Annotated in this window: 29 protein-coding genes; 25 read left to right on the forward strand and 4 right to left on the reverse strand. The window is 43.4% G+C overall.

Annotated features, from left to right (window positions below):
* Position 1: 1 nt before the first annotated feature.
* A complete protein-coding gene (locus JQC93_RS01150) occupies positions 2-961 on the reverse strand; it encodes an integron integrase (RefSeq protein WP_205156640.1) in 960 nt (319 codons plus the stop codon).
* A 277-nt stretch (positions 962-1,238) separates the two neighbouring features.
* Here JQC93_RS01150 and JQC93_RS01155 point away from each other — a divergent pair, with 277 nt between their 5' ends.
* From JQC93_RS01155 to JQC93_RS01200, 9 genes are all read left to right on the forward strand, one after another.
* Positions 1,239-1,616, forward strand: a complete 378-nt coding sequence (locus tag JQC93_RS01155) for a nuclear transport factor 2 family protein (protein WP_205156641.1) — start codon at positions 1,239-1,241, stop codon at positions 1,614-1,616.
* 624 nt (positions 1,617-2,240) lie between these two features.
* Positions 2,241-2,876 (forward strand): DUF1353 domain-containing protein, encoded by a 636-nt coding sequence (locus JQC93_RS01160; RefSeq protein ID WP_205156642.1) that lies wholly within the window; start codon positions 2,241-2,243, stop codon positions 2,874-2,876.
* Positions 2,877-2,976: 100 nt separating this feature from the next.
* Positions 2,977-3,552: a class I SAM-dependent methyltransferase gene (locus JQC93_RS01165; RefSeq protein ID WP_205156643.1), complete on the forward strand. Its 576-nt coding sequence runs from the start codon at positions 2,977-2,979 to the stop codon at positions 3,550-3,552.
* 111 nt (positions 3,553-3,663) lie between these two features.
* On the forward strand, positions 3,664-3,906 hold the full coding sequence (locus tag JQC93_RS01170; RefSeq protein ID WP_205156644.1) for a hypothetical protein: 243 nt from the start codon (positions 3,664-3,666) through the stop codon (positions 3,904-3,906).
* 119 nt (positions 3,907-4,025) lie between these two features.
* Positions 4,026-4,478: a hypothetical protein gene (locus JQC93_RS01175; protein ID WP_205156645.1), complete on the forward strand. Its 453-nt coding sequence runs from the start codon at positions 4,026-4,028 to the stop codon at positions 4,476-4,478.
* 161 nt (positions 4,479-4,639) lie between these two features.
* Positions 4,640-5,200: a hypothetical protein gene (locus JQC93_RS01180; RefSeq protein WP_205156646.1), complete on the forward strand. Its 561-nt coding sequence runs from the start codon at positions 4,640-4,642 to the stop codon at positions 5,198-5,200.
* Between the two features lie 149 nt (positions 5,201-5,349).
* Positions 5,350-5,856, forward strand: a complete 507-nt coding sequence (locus JQC93_RS01185; protein ID WP_205156647.1) for a hypothetical protein — start codon at positions 5,350-5,352, stop codon at positions 5,854-5,856.
* 156 nt (positions 5,857-6,012) lie between these two features.
* Positions 6,013-6,366: a tRNA-binding protein gene (locus JQC93_RS01195; RefSeq protein ID WP_205156648.1), complete on the forward strand. Its 354-nt coding sequence runs from the start codon at positions 6,013-6,015 to the stop codon at positions 6,364-6,366.
* Between the two features lie 122 nt (positions 6,367-6,488).
* Positions 6,489-7,250, forward strand: a complete 762-nt coding sequence (locus JQC93_RS01200) for a PhzF family phenazine biosynthesis protein (protein WP_328833237.1) — start codon at positions 6,489-6,491, stop codon at positions 7,248-7,250.
* A 106-nt stretch (positions 7,251-7,356) separates the two neighbouring features.
* On the opposite strand, the gene JQC93_RS01205 is transcribed toward JQC93_RS01200, so the two are convergent.
* Both JQC93_RS01205 and JQC93_RS01210 read right to left on the reverse strand, forming a co-directional pair.
* A complete protein-coding gene (locus JQC93_RS01205) occupies positions 7,357-7,635 on the reverse strand; it encodes a type II toxin-antitoxin system RelE/ParE family toxin (RefSeq protein ID WP_205156649.1) in 279 nt (92 codons plus the stop codon).
* Positions 7,632-7,916: a type II toxin-antitoxin system TacA family antitoxin gene (locus tag JQC93_RS01210; RefSeq protein ID WP_205156650.1), complete on the reverse strand. Its 285-nt coding sequence runs from the start codon at positions 7,914-7,916 to the stop codon at positions 7,632-7,634. Before JQC93_RS01210 ends, JQC93_RS01205 begins: the two co-directional genes overlap by 4 nt.
* A 254-nt stretch (positions 7,917-8,170) precedes the next feature.
* On the opposite strand from JQC93_RS01210, the gene JQC93_RS01215 reads away from it, so the two are divergent.
* The 4 genes from JQC93_RS01215 (at position 8,171) to JQC93_RS01230 (ending at position 10,048) form a co-directional block, all read left to right on the forward strand.
* A complete protein-coding gene (locus JQC93_RS01215) occupies positions 8,171-8,425 on the forward strand; it encodes a type II toxin-antitoxin system Phd/YefM family antitoxin (RefSeq protein ID WP_205156651.1) in 255 nt (84 codons plus the stop codon).
* Positions 8,418-8,687, forward strand: a complete 270-nt coding sequence (locus JQC93_RS01220; protein WP_205156652.1) for a Txe/YoeB family addiction module toxin — start codon at positions 8,418-8,420, stop codon at positions 8,685-8,687. The genes JQC93_RS01215 and JQC93_RS01220 overlap by 8 nt, the downstream gene beginning before the upstream one ends.
* A gap of 127 nt (positions 8,688-8,814) precedes the next feature.
* A complete protein-coding gene (locus JQC93_RS01225) occupies positions 8,815-9,108 on the forward strand; it encodes a YkgJ family cysteine cluster protein (protein WP_205156653.1) in 294 nt (97 codons plus the stop codon).
* Positions 9,109-9,280: 172 nt separating this feature from the next.
* Positions 9,281-10,048, forward strand: a complete 768-nt coding sequence (locus JQC93_RS01230; RefSeq protein WP_205156654.1) for a ribonuclease H1 domain-containing protein — start codon at positions 9,281-9,283, stop codon at positions 10,046-10,048.
* Positions 10,049-10,186: 138 nt separating this feature from the next.
* On the opposite strand, the gene JQC93_RS01235 is transcribed toward JQC93_RS01230, so the two are convergent.
* Positions 10,187-10,528 carry a thiamine-binding protein gene (locus tag JQC93_RS01235; protein ID WP_205156655.1) on the reverse strand — a complete coding sequence of 114 codons (342 nt, stop codon included), beginning with the start codon at positions 10,526-10,528 and terminating at the stop codon, positions 10,187-10,189.
* 290 nt (positions 10,529-10,818) lie between these two features.
* On the opposite strand from JQC93_RS01235, the gene JQC93_RS01240 reads away from it, so the two are divergent.
* From JQC93_RS01240 to JQC93_RS01295, 12 genes are all read left to right on the forward strand, one after another.
* Entirely contained in the window at positions 10,819-11,109 is a 291-nt protein-coding gene (locus JQC93_RS01240; RefSeq protein ID WP_205156656.1) for a hypothetical protein, read from the forward strand.
* 124 nt (positions 11,110-11,233) lie between these two features.
* Positions 11,234-11,941 (forward strand): polysaccharide deacetylase family protein, encoded by a 708-nt coding sequence (locus JQC93_RS01245; RefSeq protein ID WP_408068577.1) that lies wholly within the window; start codon positions 11,234-11,236, stop codon positions 11,939-11,941.
* Between the two features lie 119 nt (positions 11,942-12,060).
* The gene (locus tag JQC93_RS01250) at positions 12,061-12,342 is read left to right on the forward strand and encodes a hypothetical protein (protein WP_205156657.1); all 282 of its coding nucleotides are present in this window, start codon (positions 12,061-12,063) and stop codon (positions 12,340-12,342) included.
* Between the two features lie 148 nt (positions 12,343-12,490).
* The gene (locus JQC93_RS01255) at positions 12,491-12,829 is read left to right on the forward strand and encodes a hypothetical protein (protein ID WP_205156658.1); all 339 of its coding nucleotides are present in this window, start codon (positions 12,491-12,493) and stop codon (positions 12,827-12,829) included.
* Between the two features lie 105 nt (positions 12,830-12,934).
* Positions 12,935-13,153 carry a DUF7661 family protein gene (locus JQC93_RS01260; RefSeq protein WP_205156659.1) on the forward strand — a complete coding sequence of 73 codons (219 nt, stop codon included), beginning with the start codon at positions 12,935-12,937 and terminating at the stop codon, positions 13,151-13,153.
* A gap of 58 nt (positions 13,154-13,211) precedes the next feature.
* Positions 13,212-13,808 carry a glutathione S-transferase family protein gene (locus tag JQC93_RS01265; RefSeq protein WP_205156660.1) on the forward strand — a complete coding sequence of 199 codons (597 nt, stop codon included), beginning with the start codon at positions 13,212-13,214 and terminating at the stop codon, positions 13,806-13,808.
* Between the two features lie 122 nt (positions 13,809-13,930).
* Positions 13,931-14,338, forward strand: a complete 408-nt coding sequence (locus tag JQC93_RS01270; protein ID WP_205156661.1) for an SRPBCC family protein — start codon at positions 13,931-13,933, stop codon at positions 14,336-14,338.
* Positions 14,339-14,621: 283 nt separating this feature from the next.
* Positions 14,622-15,020, forward strand: a complete 399-nt coding sequence (locus JQC93_RS01275; protein WP_205156662.1) for a GFA family protein — start codon at positions 14,622-14,624, stop codon at positions 15,018-15,020.
* 137 nt (positions 15,021-15,157) lie between these two features.
* Complete coding sequence (locus JQC93_RS01280; RefSeq protein ID WP_205156663.1) at positions 15,158-15,370, forward strand: DUF1289 domain-containing protein; 213 nt, start codon at positions 15,158-15,160, stop codon at positions 15,368-15,370.
* A gap of 111 nt (positions 15,371-15,481) precedes the next feature.
* Positions 15,482-16,138 carry a GNAT family N-acetyltransferase gene (locus JQC93_RS01285; protein WP_328832896.1) on the forward strand — a complete coding sequence of 219 codons (657 nt, stop codon included), beginning with the start codon at positions 15,482-15,484 and terminating at the stop codon, positions 16,136-16,138.
* A 55-nt stretch (positions 16,139-16,193) separates the two neighbouring features.
* Complete coding sequence (locus JQC93_RS01290; RefSeq protein ID WP_205156664.1) at positions 16,194-16,733, forward strand: DUF924 family protein; 540 nt, start codon at positions 16,194-16,196, stop codon at positions 16,731-16,733.
* 88 nt (positions 16,734-16,821) lie between these two features.
* A complete protein-coding gene (locus tag JQC93_RS01295; protein ID WP_205156665.1) occupies positions 16,822-17,235 on the forward strand; it encodes a hypothetical protein in 414 nt (137 codons plus the stop codon).
* Positions 17,236-17,441: the final 206 nt, after the last annotated feature.

Genomic DNA, 17,441 nt, shown 5'->3' on the forward strand with positions numbered 1-17,441 from the left:
TTTATTTTATGTCGTCTAAAGGGCTTCTGGCGCCAGCAAAATGGGTACCCAGTACATGGGTATAAATTTGGGTAGTAGAAACATCGGTATGGCCTAACAATTCTTGCACCGTTCGAATATCTTTGCCATTTCTAAGTAACTCGGTCGCGAAGCTATGGCGAAAGGTATGACAATGGATCCGCTTGTGGCCAAACCCACAGGCATTCACCGCTTTCTTCAGTGCTTTTCTTGCCGCAGAGTCGCTGAGGTGGTGTCGGCATAAAACCCCTGTATAAGGGTGTAGACACAACCCAACAGATGGAAAAATATACATCCAACTTAGCTGCTTATATGCGTGTGGGTATTTTCGATCGAGCGCATAGGGAAGCGATGGTCCAACATTTTGTTTATTGTCTCTAATTTGTAGCGCTTTCGCTTGGGAAATCAATGCCGAAACCTCGGGTTCAAGATGCTGACTTAGTAGTGTTTTGCGATCTTTTTTCCCTTTTCCATCATGGACAGTAAGGGCGCAAGCCTCAAAATCAAAGTCCATCACCCTTAACCTAAGCCCCTCGTTCACCCGCAGTCCTGATCCATATAGCAAAGAAAAAAGCGTGCGAAATTTACCATCACTCGCCTCAATAAGTTGCTTTACCTCCATAGGAGTGAGGACACTCGGTATCTTCCTAGGCGATTTTGCATGATGAAAACCCAAATCTCCCAACGGCTTATTGAGGTGTTGGTTGTATAAATAGGCTAGCGCATTGAGAGCCAGTTTTTGAGTGCCAATGGCAACACATTTCTGATTGGCAAGGTACGATAGAAATGTTTCAACCTCTTTTGCGCCCATCTCACTGGGGTGTCGAAACTTGTGAAACCGAATAAAGTAGGTGATCCAATACAGATAGCTTTTTTCTGTTTTAAGCGCATACCCACGCAGTCGCATTCCTTGCTTCACTTCACTTAGAAATTCGCTTGCCATACGGCCGAGCCTACCCTCGCTGTTATAAAGCTATTAGCATATGTGATTGATCGAAAGGCCAGGGACTGAAAAAGGTGTGATTTTGAGATGAGTATTCCCGATTGGATCGCAATGAGGGATAAATGTGTTTGATTATTAATAGGTTAAAAACTATCTTGATGAGTTAATAGGAAACCTATTAGCAGGCTATGAGTCCCGACGGTATCGTGTGGGTTAGTGGGAACGCCTACTAATAAGCTGTTATGGCTCGCCTAACCGTTTGCTAAGGATGACTAACTTGGATTTAGAAAAACTGATCATTGAAAAAGAGCTTTCTCTATTAACCTTTGAGGTAAGGCATAGTGAAAGCGCGTTGAAATCATTGCTATCATCTGAGTTCTTAGAAGTTGGTGCATCAGGAGATTATTTCGGGTTACCAGAAGTATTGAACGAACTGCCGATTCAAAATAACTGGAAATGCCATGCACAAGATTTTAAGTTTCGAAAGTTGGATGAGAATATTGCTCAGTTAATTTTTAGAGCACATATTACAACTCGCGATAATGTGGTCGGGGCATATTCTCGTCGTACTTCAATTTGGAGACTAGAAGTGGACGGCTGGAAAATGGTTTATCATCAAGGAACTAAAGTAGATAAATTTGAGCTAAAGCCATAACAAGGCGCTCAAGACGGATTCGTAAACGCTGGCTGAACTCGCTTCGCTCAGACATAGCCAACGTTCACTCACCGCTTAGGTTAGCGTTATATGCTCAAGAGTTAGAAGCTCTCACGGCATACTTAACTTAAGAGAATTGAAATTAGATTAAGATATACATGACAAGAAGGCACGATAAATACAGTGAATACTTTAGAGTTCAAACTAATGTTTTGTTCTTTTGCGCATTCCCTATGATTTTGGCTTTATTAGAGTACCCAGAAAGAGAAGGTGGTATTTCGCTGTTGCTTATGTCTATATTTTGTATTGCATTTGGTTTTACATCTGAAATGCGACGGTTGTGGATTAAGCATAAAAAGTATAGGTATAAAGCCGTTATCTTAGTGACAATTGGAATTGTGCTATTTTATTCCACTAACTACTTAGTATCGTTTAGTTTCTTCATATTATCTTCTGTGTACTTGGGTTTAAATTCAGTGAAATGTACTAGGGAGTTAGATGAAGAGTGAACGCATATAACAAAGCAATTAAGTCGGATTCCATACGCGTGCCGACTCGCTTACGCTCAAACATAGCACGCGTATGTCACCGCTTATTGCGGCGTTAGCTGTCACGGAGAAGATAATGCGTAATCTAATTGTACTAGTCTTATTGACGATTATCCCATGTATGGCTTTTTCACAGGCCGATTACGGTAGTTATGTAGGCACAGTAAAAACCGAATGGATGCGAGGTTCAGAATCTGAGCGTCGTATGGTTTTGTTAGAAGATTTTGTTTATATCGACCCCAAAGGAAAAAAATGGATAGCTCCTGCCGGAAGTAAGACTGATGGGGCAACAATTCCCAAAGTGGTCTGGACGTTTGTAGGTGGTCCATATGCTGGTCAATATCGTGAAGCTGCCGTAATTCACGATGTGTACTGCGATACAAAATCAGAACCTTATAGAGATGTCCATCGAATATTTTACTATGCAAATCGTGCTGCTGGAGTCTCTGAGAAGAAAGCAAAAATCCTATACGGAGGCGTAATGATAGGTGGCCCCAAATGGGGAAGTAAAGAATCAAATTGTTATAGCTGTCACAGTACCGGAAGCACAAAAATGGAAAAGGACAATAATGGGCAGCTAACAGCATTCCCCCCAGTAACAGAAGATGATGTAAAAATGCTCGCTGAGTTTGTCAACAGTAAGAACCCAACGTTAGAACAGATAGATGCTTACATTGAAAAAGTGCATCCAGCTAGCAAATTTGGGCACTAGATGGAACAGCTAACAAGTCAATCAACTTCGCGCCTTCGGCGCCGGACACAGCAAAGCTGCGCCGGTTATTGAGGCGTTATATGGTTCAAGGAGTAACCGTTTGAATAATTGGAATTCCGTAGCAAATACAGTGCAGTTTAACCTTGAAATATCCACTAAAGATCTAATGGATCATGCTCCAATTGGTTCAAATATCCTTGATTTCGGTTGTGGCTATGGGCGAATATCAAATCAATTGTATTCTCTGGGCTATCGCAAAATTGTCGGTGTTGATAGTTCTGAAAAAATGATTAATCGAGGGAGTTTCGACTTTCCCCATTTGGATTTACGATTTTCAAATGCGGATACCTTGCCATTTCCAGACGCTAAGTTCGATGTTGTTTTTACGTGTGCAGTTTTTACGTGTATTGACCAGTTAGAAAAAAGGCAGCGTATATTTGACGAACTAGTTCGTGTGACTAAACCAAATGGTATTATTTACATTGCTGAATTTAGCTCGCCACAAAGCTCCAAGTTTCTCTCCGGCCAAGGTGTGCCAATGTGGCATAGTAGTCATCATGAACTTGAAGAACTTGCTAGCAATTTAGTAATTGAACTATCGCGGTTAACTGACACGAATACGATGACAGGGCATAAGAGTAGTGCAAGCCACATAATTGCGCGAAAAACCATATAACAAAAAGTTTAAGATGGATTCCATACGCGTGCCGACTCGCTTACGCTCAAACATGGCACACGTATTTCACCACTTAACTTGGCGTTAGTTGCTAATTGGAAAGGTTTCGATATGGATGATCTAATAAATGCAGTGCTTAGAATTTTTGGTGCTGCTATTAAATTTGTTCTTGAGATAAGAGTCGTTGAACTTTTCTTCTATGGTGTTGGTTTTGTGGTATCCAAAACCTTTACGTTAGGAAAGTATCCTTCCAAAGAATCTGACAAAATTAAGGTCAATTATATTGGATTAATTACCGTGGTATTTTGTCTCATTGCAATTGGTATTTTCAATACTTCGCAACGAATAACCTAACTGCGCAACTAACAAGGCGCTTAAGTCTGATTCGTGAACGCGTGCCATTTTCGCTTCGCTCTAATTCTGGAACACTTTCACTCACAGCTTAGCTTGGCGTTAGAAGTTACCGAGGAGATATGGCTAACAGAAGAGAGCTTGGTAGCCTCGCAAGTGGAATCGTAGGCTCATTTAATAGCAGGAACAATGATGTCGACGGCTATTGGGGAATAGGCAAACTCTATAAATTTGTCGAGTTCGCTCATGAGAAAGTGGTTGAGTTGGATCTTCTAGCGTCCTCTACAGCACCACCCACACATGAATTCGACACAATGTTGGCGTTCTATCGCGATATGCTACTTAACCTGCTGAGGAAACGATCAATTCCTAAGGGCTGGGTAAAGTCCGCGAAGGTTGTCGTTCGCTTTGAGGCGAAGTTTCAGCAAGAGCACCATTTCTTCCGCTCTGCTATAGGTCAACCTTGCCAGGTTGAGTGTTACATAGTTGATGACTTTGGGAGTCGGCACATCGCATATGCCTATAACTATTGCCGTCCGCACGACCCGCAGGTGGAAACGAGGAGTTGCCGTTGAAGCAACTTCTAACAAGGCGCTCAACCGGACGCCAAAAGTCGCGCTTCGCGCTACAGCACTTTTGCCGCCGGTTAGCTTAAGCGTTATGCTACCTATTTGATATCAGGACTAAAGTTAGGTAATTTAAAACATCATTTATCGCAATATAGCAGGAGCTATTAATGAAATTTGTGTTTGTGGACGCAGAGAACGTTGGAGTGAAAGGAATCGAGCGAGTAAAAGCTACGCTAGCTGATAAAGTTTTTGTTTTTTCCAAATCAAATAGTATTCAGCAACATTGTGAAAAAGAGCTTTTCCATCATCTTTCTGACTACCCTAGTGGTCAAAACCAAGCTGATTTCTATATCATTTCATACCTATCACGTGTGCTTTCAACATTGGAGCAACAAGCTCTTGCTTCTGCTCACTTTGAGCTATTTAGCAATGATGAAAGCTTAATTTCAGCTTTCGAGTTTCAATGTAAAAAGTTAGGAGCTAAGTTCAGAGTTGTAAGAATTAAAGATGAAGTTGTCGTGCCTATTGTTGTGAACGAAAAATCTAACTTTATATCAGCTGAACAAAAGCTATATGCGGCGTTAAAGTCACCAAAAAATCTAGACCCTAGTTTTCAAGAACAGTTGGGCTTATCCCGTCAGGCATTTACTAAAGCGGTGAATACACTTTCTAGTAGCAATAAGATCAGACGTTCTGATACAGATAAGAAACAGTGGGTTCAGTGCTAGCGATAGCATAACAAAGCATTCAAGAGTGATTCCCAACGAATAGCATTTTTCATTCCATCGTTGGGTTTTGTGTCTATGGCGGCATGGTTAAGTTCCATGGTAGCGTTGCTCACCCCTTAATGCGGCGTTATACATATGGAAGGCTCAAGATGAAAGATGAAATTGAAGGTTTGAAAAGGAAGAAACTTGAGATACTACTCTTGAGCGTAATTATCCCAATAATAGTGAGCGCTGTTACATATTGGGCTACTAAATTTTTAGAACGTCCGGAGTGTGCTGAGCAGTCGCCATTATCTCTTGAAGTGCAAAATAGTTTTAATAGGCTTAATTATCATGGTTTTGTACTTTCTGGGAATGAACAGAAATATGAGGATTTTTTTGCTTCGATGAGGATGTTCCAAGACAATTTAGGCGGGGAAAGCAAACATTTGCACAGTATTGCTGCGTATTTATCTAATGAGGTTAGTAAAGCTCGTATTTATATGGAAACTAATAATTCCTCGGAATTGACACCAGAGCAATTGCATATATTAAGCAAGGCTAGAATCGAGTTTGACGCTGTTGTCCAAGCTTTATCATGCGGATACTCAATTGGTAAGGATGAGTGTTCGATCTGTTTTGGGGTTGACCCATCAATAGATTACAGTCCCCGGTAGATATGTATAACAAAATGTTTAAGAGGGATTCGCAACGCGTGGCATTTTTACTATGCGTTGATTTTTGTGTTTAAGGTGGTTGCGGCAACATCGGTATTGCGTTGCTCACCCCTTAACATGGCGTTATGTGCTAGTGAGAAATTTGAGGATAGAAGTATGAAATATGCCCCAATTAAAGATGAAATTACGTTTGATGACTTCTCTAAAATTGATATTCGAGTTGGTTTAATCGAAGAGGTATCTGAAGTAGCTAAATCTGACAAACTAATGAAGTTAACAGTAGACTTTGGTGACCATAAGCGCTCGATTTTAGCTGGTATAAAACAAGAGCGTGAAAACCCGAAAGAGATAGAGGGTAAGCAAGCTTTGTTTGTGGTGAATTTGCCAGAAAGAAAAATGGTAGGTGAAGTATCTCAAGGTATGTTGTTCGACATTGGCTATGAAGATAAGTTACAACCATGCTTAGCTTGCCCAGAATCAGAAATGCCTAATGGCGCTAGAGCTGGGTAGCGCACATAACAAAGCATTTAAGAGCGATTCCGTAACGTGTGCCGATTTCGCTTCGCTCAAGTGTGGCACACGTTACTCCACGCCTTAATGCGGCGTTAAATTGCAATCGAGGATGGTGGATTATTAAATTAGAAACATATGATGTGTTTGGTGGTGAGTCAGCTTCTGGTAACCCTTGTGGTGTATTAGAGCTTGATAATTGGCTTTCTGATGAAGAGTTACAGAAAATAACTTGTGAAGCAGGACTTCCAGTTACCTCTTTTGTTATTAAAATTAATGGACAGTTTCACATTCGCTGGTTTGCGCTGGATGGGGAAATTAACCTGTGTGGGCATGGTAGCTTAGGGGCTGGTGCTGCAATCATCTCTAAGAACAAACTCGATCGTGTACTTTTCAGTAGCAAATACGGAGACGTCTCAATTGCCAAAAAGAATGGTATTTATACTCTTGAGTTGCCTAGTTGGAAAGGTGAAACATGTGTCGTTCCACCAGAAATAGCGGATTTGGCTGTTGATGCTATTGATGTATTTTCAACTCGAGACTTAGTTATAGTCTTGCCCTCAATAGAATCTGTAAGAGATTTTAAGCCTGATGATATGCGCTTTAAACAGCTTGATAATTACCATGCTTTAATCGTGACCGCAGCAAATGGCGAAAATGGGTACGTATTAAGATATTTTGCGCCCAAAATTGGTATATCTGAAGATCTAGCGACAGGTTCCGCTCAATGCTCTTTAGCTCCATACTGGATTGACAGGCTTAACTCAGATTCACTTCAGGTACACCAACTTTCGTCGTCAGGTGGTTATTTTGGCGTAAGGCGTATTTCAGCTGGCTCAATCGTGTTATCAGCAAATGCAAAGCTACGGAAAATAGCAATTTAACAAAGCATTTAAGAGTGATTCGCAACGCTTGGCAGTTTCGCTTCGCTCAAGTATAGCCAAGCGCCGCTCACACCTTAATGCGGCGTTAGTTGCCCAGCGGCTGAAATTAGTTTGTCGGGAACTTCTGCTTTTGATGGAGTACACGCATGATACGAATGATCTCTACCTCAACCCAGTACGAGACAACCATCGAAATTTCAGGAATGATCAGCAGCCTGCCTCGTATTCCATCTCGCTGAACTCCCATTAAAGGTTGCTCTAACAGGCACTCAACTTTTGACGCAATGAGGTCATCAGTTTTCTCGGCTGCTGCTGGGTTAAAGTCGTATAGAAATTCAAAAATCTTCTCACGATCATTTAGAGATTCTTCTTCCCAGAAAATCATTGGTTGCCACGGTCACGAATTCTTGCTTTACGCTCTGCCATTCGAGACTTTGCTGTATTGTGGTCAATAAAAACGGCTTTCCCTGAGTCATACTTCTCAAATGCTAGGTTTACCTGTTCTGTTAACCAAGCATCATGCGATAATGATTTTCTTTGTTGTTCAGCTAGTTGCTCTGTGAGTTCCCGGCAAGCATCACTAAGTGTTCGGCCTTGGCTCTCAGCCATTTGCTGTGCTAGGCGTTTGGTTTCCTCGTCAACACGAAATTGAATTCTAGTGTCCATAATGCATTCCTCTTGTGTGTGTACAAATGTTAGCACTACGCATTGGGTCGGGCAACTAACAAATTGCTTAAGAGTGACGGCCAACCTTGGGCATTTTCGGTTCGGTTGGCTTTAGTGTTTACGGTGGCATTGTTTGGGTTTCGTGGTGTTAGCAAAGCGTTAGTTGCCTTATCAATATCGCATGTTCAATTTACTGTACAAGTATATGAGTGAAGACTATACTTGTACCATTAAACGTACATGTTGAGGTTCTTATGAGAATCGTATCTTTTACTGAAGCTAGGAATGGTCTTAAAGCTGTTTTAGACGATGTAGTTAATGACGCAGACACGACAGTCATTACACGTCGTGACTCTGAAGATGCTGTGGTTATGTCTTTAGACTACTACAACAGTCTTATGGAGACAGTGCACTTACTACGCTCTCCTCAAAATGCTGAACACTTAAACCGCTCTATAGCGCAGTACCGTGCTGGTCAAGCAACCGCACGAGAGTTAATTGATGAGTAGTAACCAACGTTTACTATCGTGGACTGATGAGGCTTGGGGTGACTATTTGTATTGGCAAACCCAAGATAAGAAAACACTCAAGCGCATTAATAAGCTCATCAATGATGTTAAGCGTTCGCCTTTTGAGGGTATTGGCAAACCAGAGCCGTTAAAAGAGAACTTATCTGGTTTTTGGTCTCGCCGCATTGACGACACTAATAGACTTGTTTACGCAGTCGATGATCAAGCGATAACAATAATTTCATGTCGCTACCACTACTAAATTAAGTTAAGCGGTCGGGCATCTAACAAACGACTATGGCGTCAGTAGCCAATCCATCGCGATATTCCCAACCCCTAGCTCGGTCTAATTCAGGTATACTACCCAATTGACCACCAGACCAAGCCTTATGAATATCCCCACCAAAACTCTATCAACCCTCGAAGTATCCTGCTCAAATTGCAAAGCGTGTTGTTGCCGCTTAGAGGTTATGATTCTCACCGATACTGGCGTGCCGGAAGAGCATATAAAGCGTGATAGATGGGGCGGTGAAACCATGCTTAGGCTATCGGATGGTTGGTGCTCTGCGTTAGACCGCGAACTCTACACATGCACAATTTATGAAAATCGCCCTTTAATTTGTAGAGAGTTTGAAATGGGCTCATACGAATGCAAGGATGAACGAGCAGAATACAATTTATAATGTTGACATAACTCTTTAAAAGACAACTTAAGCGGGCAGTCACAATGTGGCGCTACTTATTTGGGCTTTAGGTGGGTGATCGCGGCGGTTCGTTCGACCCATGAGGTCGCGTTTTTCGCCTGTTTATTGGGCGTTGATAGTTCTATTTTAAGATTTCAGTCGCGGAGGCTGTGTGGCTAAAAAATATTATGTTGTTTGGAAAGGACGTGAAACGGGCATTTTCACCACTTGGCCTAAGTGCAAGTCACTGGTTGATGGTTTTGCGGGTGCTCGGTATAAGTCGTTCCCAACTTTAGAAGAAGCCGAGTCTGCGTTTGGTGGTAGCTCGACTAATACCGCTGCGAGCAAAGCAATAAAGGGCGCAAGCAAGCCTAAAAAAGTAAAAGCAGCTCCGCTCACTCAGCAGCAAATTGATGCTATGGAGTATCAAGTTAAAGTCTTTACCGATGGCGCCTGCGATCCAAACCCAGGTGAAGCGGGGACTGGTCTGGCGGTGTATGACGACAATGTATTGAGTGAGCTTTGGTATGGCCTTTACCAATCTATGGGCACAAATAATACCGCTGAGCTAAATGGTCTAAACCAAGCGCTGATCATCGCTAAAGAGAAGTTAAGCTCTGGCCAAACTGTGGGTATTTTTTGTGACTCTAAATACTCAATCGACTGCATTACCAAATGGGCCGCTGGTTGGGAGAAAAATGGTTGGACGAAAGCGGGTGGTGAGATTAAAAACCTAGACATTATTCAACCTGCGTATGCGCTGTATCAGGAAATTGCTTCTAAGATCGCTATTCATCATGTCAACGGACACGTGGGCATTGAGGGGAATGAGTTGGCTGACAGGATGTCTATTGTTGCTATTGATGCCAAGGACGAAAATCTGTCACGCTACCGAGAGATTGATGATGTTCCTGCCATATTAGCGCTGCGTACGGGTTAATATTGATACGCCTATCGAGGTTATTTGAGTCGGCTTTATGAACGCGTGTAGACTCACTTTTGCTTAACTAGGCTACGCGCCAGTTTCTCCTTAAAGTCGGTAAGCCACCACGATGATGTAATCGCGGTGGCTAAAAAACTACTTGTCTACAAACATGTGATTAGCTTTAGTCACACCGCGATCGTAGGTGCAGAATGTATCGGTTGCGGCTTCAGTTTTACTGTGAATTTTGATGTTAGTGATCACTTCAAGAGCGCCCGCGTCATAACAGGCTTGTTGGGCGTCTTTTACAATCTCGAGCAGATGGTTTAGCTCTCCTCTCATTGTTGTTTCCATCGCGCCTACCTGAAAGGGCACATCCGCCGCTTTTACCACCTCAATCGCTTTATCAACGACTTCAAAGTTATTCCCTTCTTTTAGTCTAGGGATAACTTGGAATGCGACGTATACGTCTTTGATGACTGGGTTTTGATTGGACATGGTTGTTTTATCTCATGATTTTTACAGATGCTGCATGTTACCATTTTTGCGGTTGTGGTGAAGTCGGTTGGCAATCCTCCCCATAAGCTATCGACCGATAGGTTTTGCTTTTTGACCTGTCTTAGTGTGAAAATCAACAGATAAAGTATTGGATACGAGACATATTTGTCATCGCAGTCTTGCTAATGTTTGGTATGTATCTCATTGATTATCAATTGATTACTAAGCCTCGCAACACATTTAAGTTAGCATGCACAGTGTATTGGATATCGCGTAAAAAGGAATGATTAATGGCCAAGTATCAGTTCTTCTGCCAGCCAGGAAAAGAGCGACAAAACTTCACGTTTCTTGTCATGGGGACCGAGACCTTTTTAGAAGAAAAGGCTCAGCTATTGAACTCTGGGCTTGAAGTTGACGGTGACGTCATTTTTGCGTCCACCGATCGCGAAGCCATCGAGAAGTACACCTCCCACTTTACTCACCTGACGGAAGAGATGAATAATTCTCACCCAGAAAGTGCAGCGGTTAATGCGTTTTTGCAAATCGCCAAGGCAATTAACCAACGTTGGTTCAAGCGCTAAGCGTCCGTTTCTACGAGTCAAAGCATGTATGATTGGAACGCAAGCGCGCATCGGTTTGCCCGTTGTCTAACCTTACTCAGATTTGTTAGGTGGTTTACGTCCACAATTTATTGAGAAAGACACAATGAAAAAAGTAATGGTTAGTTTACTGCTCGTCGTCGCGCTGGCAGCAGGCTTGTGGCAGCTTAGCAAAGCGAGAAGTTTCCAGCTGTTTGGCGACATTGTGTCACAGGTTGAGACGTCCGAGAAGCTTATTGCGCTGACATTTGATGATGGACCGTGGAATGCCGATATTACTGACCAAGTGTTAGACACCCTCAATCAGCATCAGGTGAAAGCAACCTTCTATTTGAATGGCAAAGGTATGGCGTCCAACCCTAATGCGACCAGCAGTATCATTGGTCATGGACATGAGATTGGCAATCACAGTTACTCACACGACAGATTGGTGTTTAAAACTCCCACAGAAATAGCCTACGAAATTGAGACCACCAATCAATTAATTCGTTCGGCTGGGTATGAGGGCGACATTACCTTTCGGCCGCCTTACGGTAAAAAGCTGTTTGTATTGCCGCATTACTTGTCTCAGCAAGACATAGTCACTGTAATGTGGAGCATTGAGCCCGAGACCTATTCAGAGATAAATAAGAGCTCAGAATCCATCGCAGAGTTTGTTATCGAGCAGTCAAAGCCAGGGGCGATTATATTGCTGCATGTTCTTGGCAGCAAAAACACTCACGCCAGAGACGCCTTACCCTCTATTATTGACGGATTAAAGCAAGACGGATTTGAATTTGTCACAGTGTCTGAGCTGCTTGAGAAAAAGTCTTAACAAAATGATAGGCTCAGATAATGTGTACCAGCCTTAAGAAGCTCACAAGTAAGTGACCATTCACTTACCCTGTAACTCGACCTATTCTTTCACGGGATACCGAATCAAAAGGAAGCAACATGAATTTAGATAAAGCAAAAAAGCGAATCGCAAAACACGTTAAGAAAGGCTTCAATGGTTACCCACAAATCACCTTAGCGTACTACGGCGATACCAAAGAGTGCGCAACAGAGGTGGTGCTTCAATTTAAGATGGCCGAGGGTGAAAGCGCCCAAGAGGAGCGGTTTTCTTGTGAGACCGAGATACGAGAAAATGAGCTTATTCAAACCACTGTGCTAAAGATTATTGAACGAGCGAACGTGAGTTCTGTGATTGAAGTTGAAGGTGTTGCGGTTCGTTGATGAATGAACGGGCTAAATCAGTGCTCGAATTTCAATTAGCTGATTGATGAGTGTGACAGTCACTTTTAACTAAACTAATTAAAGTAAAGGCTGAATTTACGATGCGAACTCGTATAAGCTTTGACTTTAATTATTGATGGAGGACTCAATGCCGATTGCTCACTGCGTGCTCTCACCCTATGTTGCCAATCCAAGCAATGATTCAACACTGCTTATTGAAAAGTGGGGACGACATTCTGGATTAGACTCCTCAGAAATGACCATAACCATTGTACAAGCGATAGACCAAGCGGGTAAATCGTACGACGCGACTTGCACCTTAACTTTACCCAACCTATGGTCACCTAAATCCGTGAGTTTGCTCCAATTGGGCTTGGCAAGCGCTCTCTCAGAGCATTTTGGGATCGAGCCGGATAAGGTTATTGTAATGACATCGCTTATTGAGTCTGGCCGCGTGGTTGACGGCGGAAACGAAATAAACTGGTAAGGCGTTTTACAAGCCTATCGCTAAATTAGCGTAGAGTGATTGGCGCTGTGTAACACTTAAGCGCTTTGGCGCGTGCGGTGATGCGAAAGCGTGGGGAGATAGGACATGATCATCAAATTTAATGTCTTTGGCAAAGCGATGTCGGTGCATAGAAAAGAGCACCAGTGGCATTTGTACAATGAATCCGCGACTGGATTGCGCTCACGAGTTTATGATGTTGTTATACCTTCTGAATTGGAAGCCACAGAATTGGGCCGATATCTTGACGATATTTACCATGAGTACGCATCGGAAAAACACCCTAGCGTCGTTAAAGTTGGTTAACTCAATAACAGTTTTTTGAGGCGTTTTTGCCTTTCACGATGAACACATGGAGTGTGCAATGATCGTATACGGAGATATGCAGTCCGGTAACTGCTTAAAAGTGAAATTGTTACTGTCTTTACTCAATATTGAGCATCAATGGATGCACATCAATATTTTAGAAAAAGAAACACATACAGACGAATTCTTAGCACTAAACCCAAACGGTAAGATCCCGACCGTAGTTCTCGATGATCAACGCGTCCTTTGTGAATCTAATGCCATATTGGGGTATTTTGCAGAAGGCACCGACTTTCTACCCACCGACACCTATCAAAAAGCCAAAGTGTACGAATGGCTGTTCTTTGAGCAGTATTCTCATGAACCATACATTGCGGTGGCGCGTTTTATTCAAAAATACCAAGGTATGCCATCCGAGCGTCTCGATGAATATCACTCGCTGCAGGCTGGTGGGCATAAAGCGCTGCGCATCATGGAGCAGCAGTTATCCAAATCAGCATTCTTGGTGGGTGACACTCTCACCATCGCCGATATTGCGCTGTACGCCTACACCCATGTGGCGGATGAGGGAGGCTTTAATCTAGAAAACTATCCCAACATTGCGCGCTGGATTCAGTCTATTGCGTCACTAGAAGGCTATGTAGGCATGTCTTAAGTCGCAGGTAGCACTCTCAGGTGGGAGGCGCTGCGAGTGGATTTGCTGTGTTAAAAGAAACCGCCCAATTGCGGATAATAACGTGATTGGCTGCGACAGTTTACAGAGTACAAGGAGTTACGATGAATATTTCCATAGAGGTCATGGTCAATGCCCCTCTCAGCACTGTTTGGAGCGCGTGGACGTCGCCTACAGACATCACCCATTGGAATTTTGCCTCTGACGACTGGTGCTGCCCATCGGCCGATATTGATCTTACTGTTGGCGGGACATTCACCTACAGAATGGAAGCGAAAGACGGCTCGATGGGGTTTGATTTTAGCGGTGAGTTTACAGCGATCGAACCAAGCTCAGCGATAGACTTTATCCTAGAAGACGGCAGAACAGTCACGGTAAGGTTTATTGAAACGGCAACGGGTACTCAAGTGATTGAAACCTTTGATGCAGAGGACATTCACACAGGTGAAGAACAACGCCAAGGCTGGCTTAGCATTTTGAATAACTTCAAAAAGCATGCTGAGTCGCTCTGAGTAGGCTAGGCCAGCAGTGTTCACATTAAGGGTGCTCTGTCCTTATCGTGCACTTTGCTCAGCTTGGGTACATTTATTGGCACCATCACGTTTTGTACAGGTCCACGTTGTGTCACCAAACTCGATAGGTTTTGGGGCGTTGTCCAAGTTAAACACACAATACATTGGTACAGAATGGCTTTTGCAAGGATCTTGGCGAGTTGGTGCAATACGTGCAACGGCGCCGCAGGTTCCATCTTCATTGTACTAACGCAAAGCTGATGTGAGATCGAAAGGACAAAAAATGGAAAACCTTCATGGTAGTTGTCAATGTGGCCATGTTAAATTTGAAGTACTGGTAGAGATTAACCGAGTCGTTAATTGTCACTGTAATCGCTGCCGAAAAATGAACGGTGCGGCACTGTCTACTTACGGCGTTATTGCAGAAGACAAGCTTTCGATAATCAGTGGACAATTAAATAGCTATCGCTTTAAAGAGGGCGCGCATAAGCACTTTTGCGGCCACTGTGGGACAGCGATATACAATATAAACGCTCGTTATCCAGGGTTGGCAATGATCTATATTTGCACCTTAGACAATGACGTTTTGCCTAAGCCTACCGTGAACATTTACTGTGATACCCAATTACACTGGCTGGAAAAAATAACCGCCATTCCTAGTTACCAGCAGCACTCTGGGTAACGGCGGATCAATTTGTCACTTTTATTCAGCGCTGCTGCTTGAAGCCTATGTATAGTTACGACGGTATTGGCTTTGTAGGCAGTTAAAGGTAACGTTAAGAAACACTTACTAAAATAATCACAGGCTAGAATTCCAACATGGACAGTGAGATTGAATGTTGCAGCGTCGAATCGCCTTGCGTGCGAAATTGCTGCTTAGATGAGCACGATATTTGTGTGGGCTGTTTTCGTAGCATTGACGAAATTGTTGCTTGGTCGGGTGCATCAGACCAAGAAAAGAAAACCGTCCTGCATCATTGCCATTCACGAAAACATGCGCGAAAACAAGCTCGTGGAAATAAGCCTTCGTAACAGTTGAGACAGTGCTCACTCGGCAATCGCGTTGCACTTTTGATGTTCTAAGTAAACTTTGCTAATCGCAATTTGGGTTTTGTAGCGTAATTTACAAAGAGAGGGATTCTAGTGACGATTCGTATCGAAAAAGGCTGGGACATCAGGCATGCCACGCAAGTAGCCACACTGTATGAAGAGGCATTTGGCGCTAAGTTTCAACGAGCTATTCCCGATAAAAAGCAGCGTATTCTCGTTCTCTCTAAAAGCTTTGTTACCGAGTTTTCCTTTGTTGCGTACAGTGACGATAAAATTGTGGGATTGTCTGGGTTTAATGTGCGAGAAGGGTCGTTAACTGGGGGAATTGGCGCAAAAGGGCTCATTCATCAACTTGGTCTTTTTGCTGGCCTGTGGGCAAGTGCGGTGTTTAGCCTGTTTGAACGAACGCCCAAAAAAGGCGAATTGGTTATGGATGGTATAGCCGTAGACAGTGATTACCGAGGGCAAGGGATTGGCTCGCAACTGCTCGACCAAATTATTTTGCATGCTCAAGACAATGGGTTTAACTCGGTGAGATTAGATGTGATTGACAGTAATCCGCGAGCCAAAAAACTGTATGAATCGAAAGGCTTTGTGGCAACAAAGGTCGAGAGCTTTCCCTACCTAAAATGGTTGGTGGGGTTTTCGGGATCTACGACCATGATATTGGATCTTAGTACCTTAAAGTCGCTCGCAAAAGCGATAAATAGTGCCGCTGGGGCTGTGTCACAAACACGTTTAGCCAACTAAACTGATTGATAGCCAACGACCAACGCACCACCAAATAATACCAAGAGGCAGATCTATGACGCATGAAGATGTGATGACATTTTGGTTTTCTGAGCTAGAGCCAAAACAGTGGTGGGTGAAAGATCAGGCGCTCGACGAGCAAATTAAACACCGCTTTGGCGCGGTGCATCAACAAGCGCACTCTGGAGAGCATGCCTCTTGGCGAAATACTGCTCGCGGCAGCCTTGCCGAAGTCATTGTTCTTGACCAGTTCTCACGAAATATTTTCCGAGATGCTCCCGAGTCGTTTGCCAGCGATCCGCTAGCGTTGGCTCTGGCGCAAACCGCGATTTCAAAGGGCTTTGATCGTGAGCTTACTCAGACTGAGTGCGGGTTTTTATATATGCCGTTTATGCACAGCGAATCGCCACTCGTTCATTTGGAGGCGGTAAAACTTATCCAGCAATTAGATAACCCTGAGCAGTTGGACTTTGAATATAAGCACAAGGCCATCATCGATAAGTTTGGGCGCTATCCACACCGCAATGCGATATTGGACCGAACTTCAACTGAAGAAGAGTTGGCTTTTTTGCAGCAGCCCAACTCGAGCTTTTAGTGCTGGTACTAAATAGTGCAGCTTAAACATCGAGGTGCACTACGACTCATCAATGAGCAACCAAACCTAAGCAAAAGACCAAAGCGAAATGACAGACCAAATTAAAGATACCTGCAAGTACTTAGATGGCGAGTACCCGATACATACTGAAATGGGGATTCCGGTTGATCATCCTAGCATTGCGGTGTTAAGTGATGCCGAACTGGCAGAGGCAGACACCAGTGGTTGGTATCTTTCTACCGCGTGCTGGCGAAACTATGTGGCTCGGTGGGCGGTAAAAAATGGTCAATTGTTTCTGGAACACATTGATGGGAAATATCAGCTCTTAGATAACGCACCACTTCTTGCCCACTGGTTTACTGGGGAGTTGGAGCTTCCCTACGGCAAGTTTTTAGGATGCAATCTGGAACTTGGCTATCAACTTTGCTACAGCCACAAGGTGTCCCTGAACTTTGAGGCCGGTAAACTGGTGTCGAGTAGGGTGGCAGAGAATACACAGTAACAGGTTACAGTCATTGACCCTTTAAGTGCTTTTTTGTGATGGTTTTTTGCTGCAGGCTTATGTCGAGTGAGTCGCAAAGAATGGCTATACACCCCTTTTCTAATTACGTCATACAGGCGGCTAAACTATTTTCTGGTTACCACCATTCGATGGATCGCTTCAAACACCTTACAGAGCCAATTTGGCGCCTTCTATAGCCCATTTCG

It is taken from the genome of Vibrio ulleungensis (assembly GCF_016900875.1).
GTDB classification, from domain to species: domain Bacteria; phylum Pseudomonadota; class Gammaproteobacteria; order Enterobacterales; family Vibrionaceae; genus Vibrio; species Vibrio ulleungensis.

Coding starts and splice junctions, on each gene's coding strand:
- JQC93_RS01150 (WP_205156640.1), bottom strand. CDS start 961: ATGGCAAGCGAATTTCTAAGTGAAGTGAAGCAAGGAATGCGACTGCGT.
- JQC93_RS01160 (WP_205156642.1), top strand. CDS start 2,241: ATGCGTAATCTAATTGTACTAGTCTTATTGACGATTATCCCATGTATG.
- JQC93_RS01170 (WP_205156644.1), top strand. CDS start 3,664: ATGGATGATCTAATAAATGCAGTGCTTAGAATTTTTGGTGCTGCTATT.
- JQC93_RS01175 (WP_205156645.1), top strand. CDS start 4,026: ATGGCTAACAGAAGAGAGCTTGGTAGCCTCGCAAGTGGAATCGTAGGC.
- JQC93_RS01180 (WP_205156646.1), top strand. CDS start 4,640: ATGAAATTTGTGTTTGTGGACGCAGAGAACGTTGGAGTGAAAGGAATC.
- JQC93_RS01185 (WP_205156647.1), top strand. CDS start 5,350: ATGAAAGATGAAATTGAAGGTTTGAAAAGGAAGAAACTTGAGATACTA.
- JQC93_RS01195 (WP_205156648.1), top strand. CDS start 6,013: ATGAAATATGCCCCAATTAAAGATGAAATTACGTTTGATGACTTCTCT.
- JQC93_RS01205 (WP_205156649.1), bottom strand. CDS start 7,635: ATGATTTTCTGGGAAGAAGAATCTCTAAATGATCGTGAGAAGATTTTT.
- JQC93_RS01210 (WP_205156650.1), bottom strand. CDS start 7,916: ATGGACACTAGAATTCAATTTCGTGTTGACGAGGAAACCAAACGCCTA.
- JQC93_RS01215 (WP_205156651.1), top strand. CDS start 8,171: ATGAGAATCGTATCTTTTACTGAAGCTAGGAATGGTCTTAAAGCTGTT.
- JQC93_RS01220 (WP_205156652.1), top strand. CDS start 8,418: ATGAGTAGTAACCAACGTTTACTATCGTGGACTGATGAGGCTTGGGGT.
- JQC93_RS01225 (WP_205156653.1), top strand. CDS start 8,815: ATGAATATCCCCACCAAAACTCTATCAACCCTCGAAGTATCCTGCTCA.
- JQC93_RS01235 (WP_205156655.1), bottom strand. CDS start 10,528: ATGTCCAATCAAAACCCAGTCATCAAAGACGTATACGTCGCATTCCAA.
- JQC93_RS01240 (WP_205156656.1), top strand. CDS start 10,819: ATGGCCAAGTATCAGTTCTTCTGCCAGCCAGGAAAAGAGCGACAAAAC.
- JQC93_RS01245 (WP_408068577.1), top strand. CDS start 11,234: ATGAAAAAAGTAATGGTTAGTTTACTGCTCGTCGTCGCGCTGGCAGCA.
- JQC93_RS01250 (WP_205156657.1), top strand. CDS start 12,061: ATGAATTTAGATAAAGCAAAAAAGCGAATCGCAAAACACGTTAAGAAA.
- JQC93_RS01255 (WP_205156658.1), top strand. CDS start 12,491: ATGCCGATTGCTCACTGCGTGCTCTCACCCTATGTTGCCAATCCAAGC.
- JQC93_RS01260 (WP_205156659.1), top strand. CDS start 12,935: ATGATCATCAAATTTAATGTCTTTGGCAAAGCGATGTCGGTGCATAGA.
- JQC93_RS01265 (WP_205156660.1), top strand. CDS start 13,212: ATGATCGTATACGGAGATATGCAGTCCGGTAACTGCTTAAAAGTGAAA.
- JQC93_RS01270 (WP_205156661.1), top strand. CDS start 13,931: ATGAATATTTCCATAGAGGTCATGGTCAATGCCCCTCTCAGCACTGTT.
- JQC93_RS01275 (WP_205156662.1), top strand. CDS start 14,622: ATGGAAAACCTTCATGGTAGTTGTCAATGTGGCCATGTTAAATTTGAA.
- JQC93_RS01280 (WP_205156663.1), top strand. CDS start 15,158: ATGGACAGTGAGATTGAATGTTGCAGCGTCGAATCGCCTTGCGTGCGA.
- JQC93_RS01290 (WP_205156664.1), top strand. CDS start 16,194: ATGACGCATGAAGATGTGATGACATTTTGGTTTTCTGAGCTAGAGCCA.
- JQC93_RS01295 (WP_205156665.1), top strand. CDS start 16,822: ATGACAGACCAAATTAAAGATACCTGCAAGTACTTAGATGGCGAGTAC.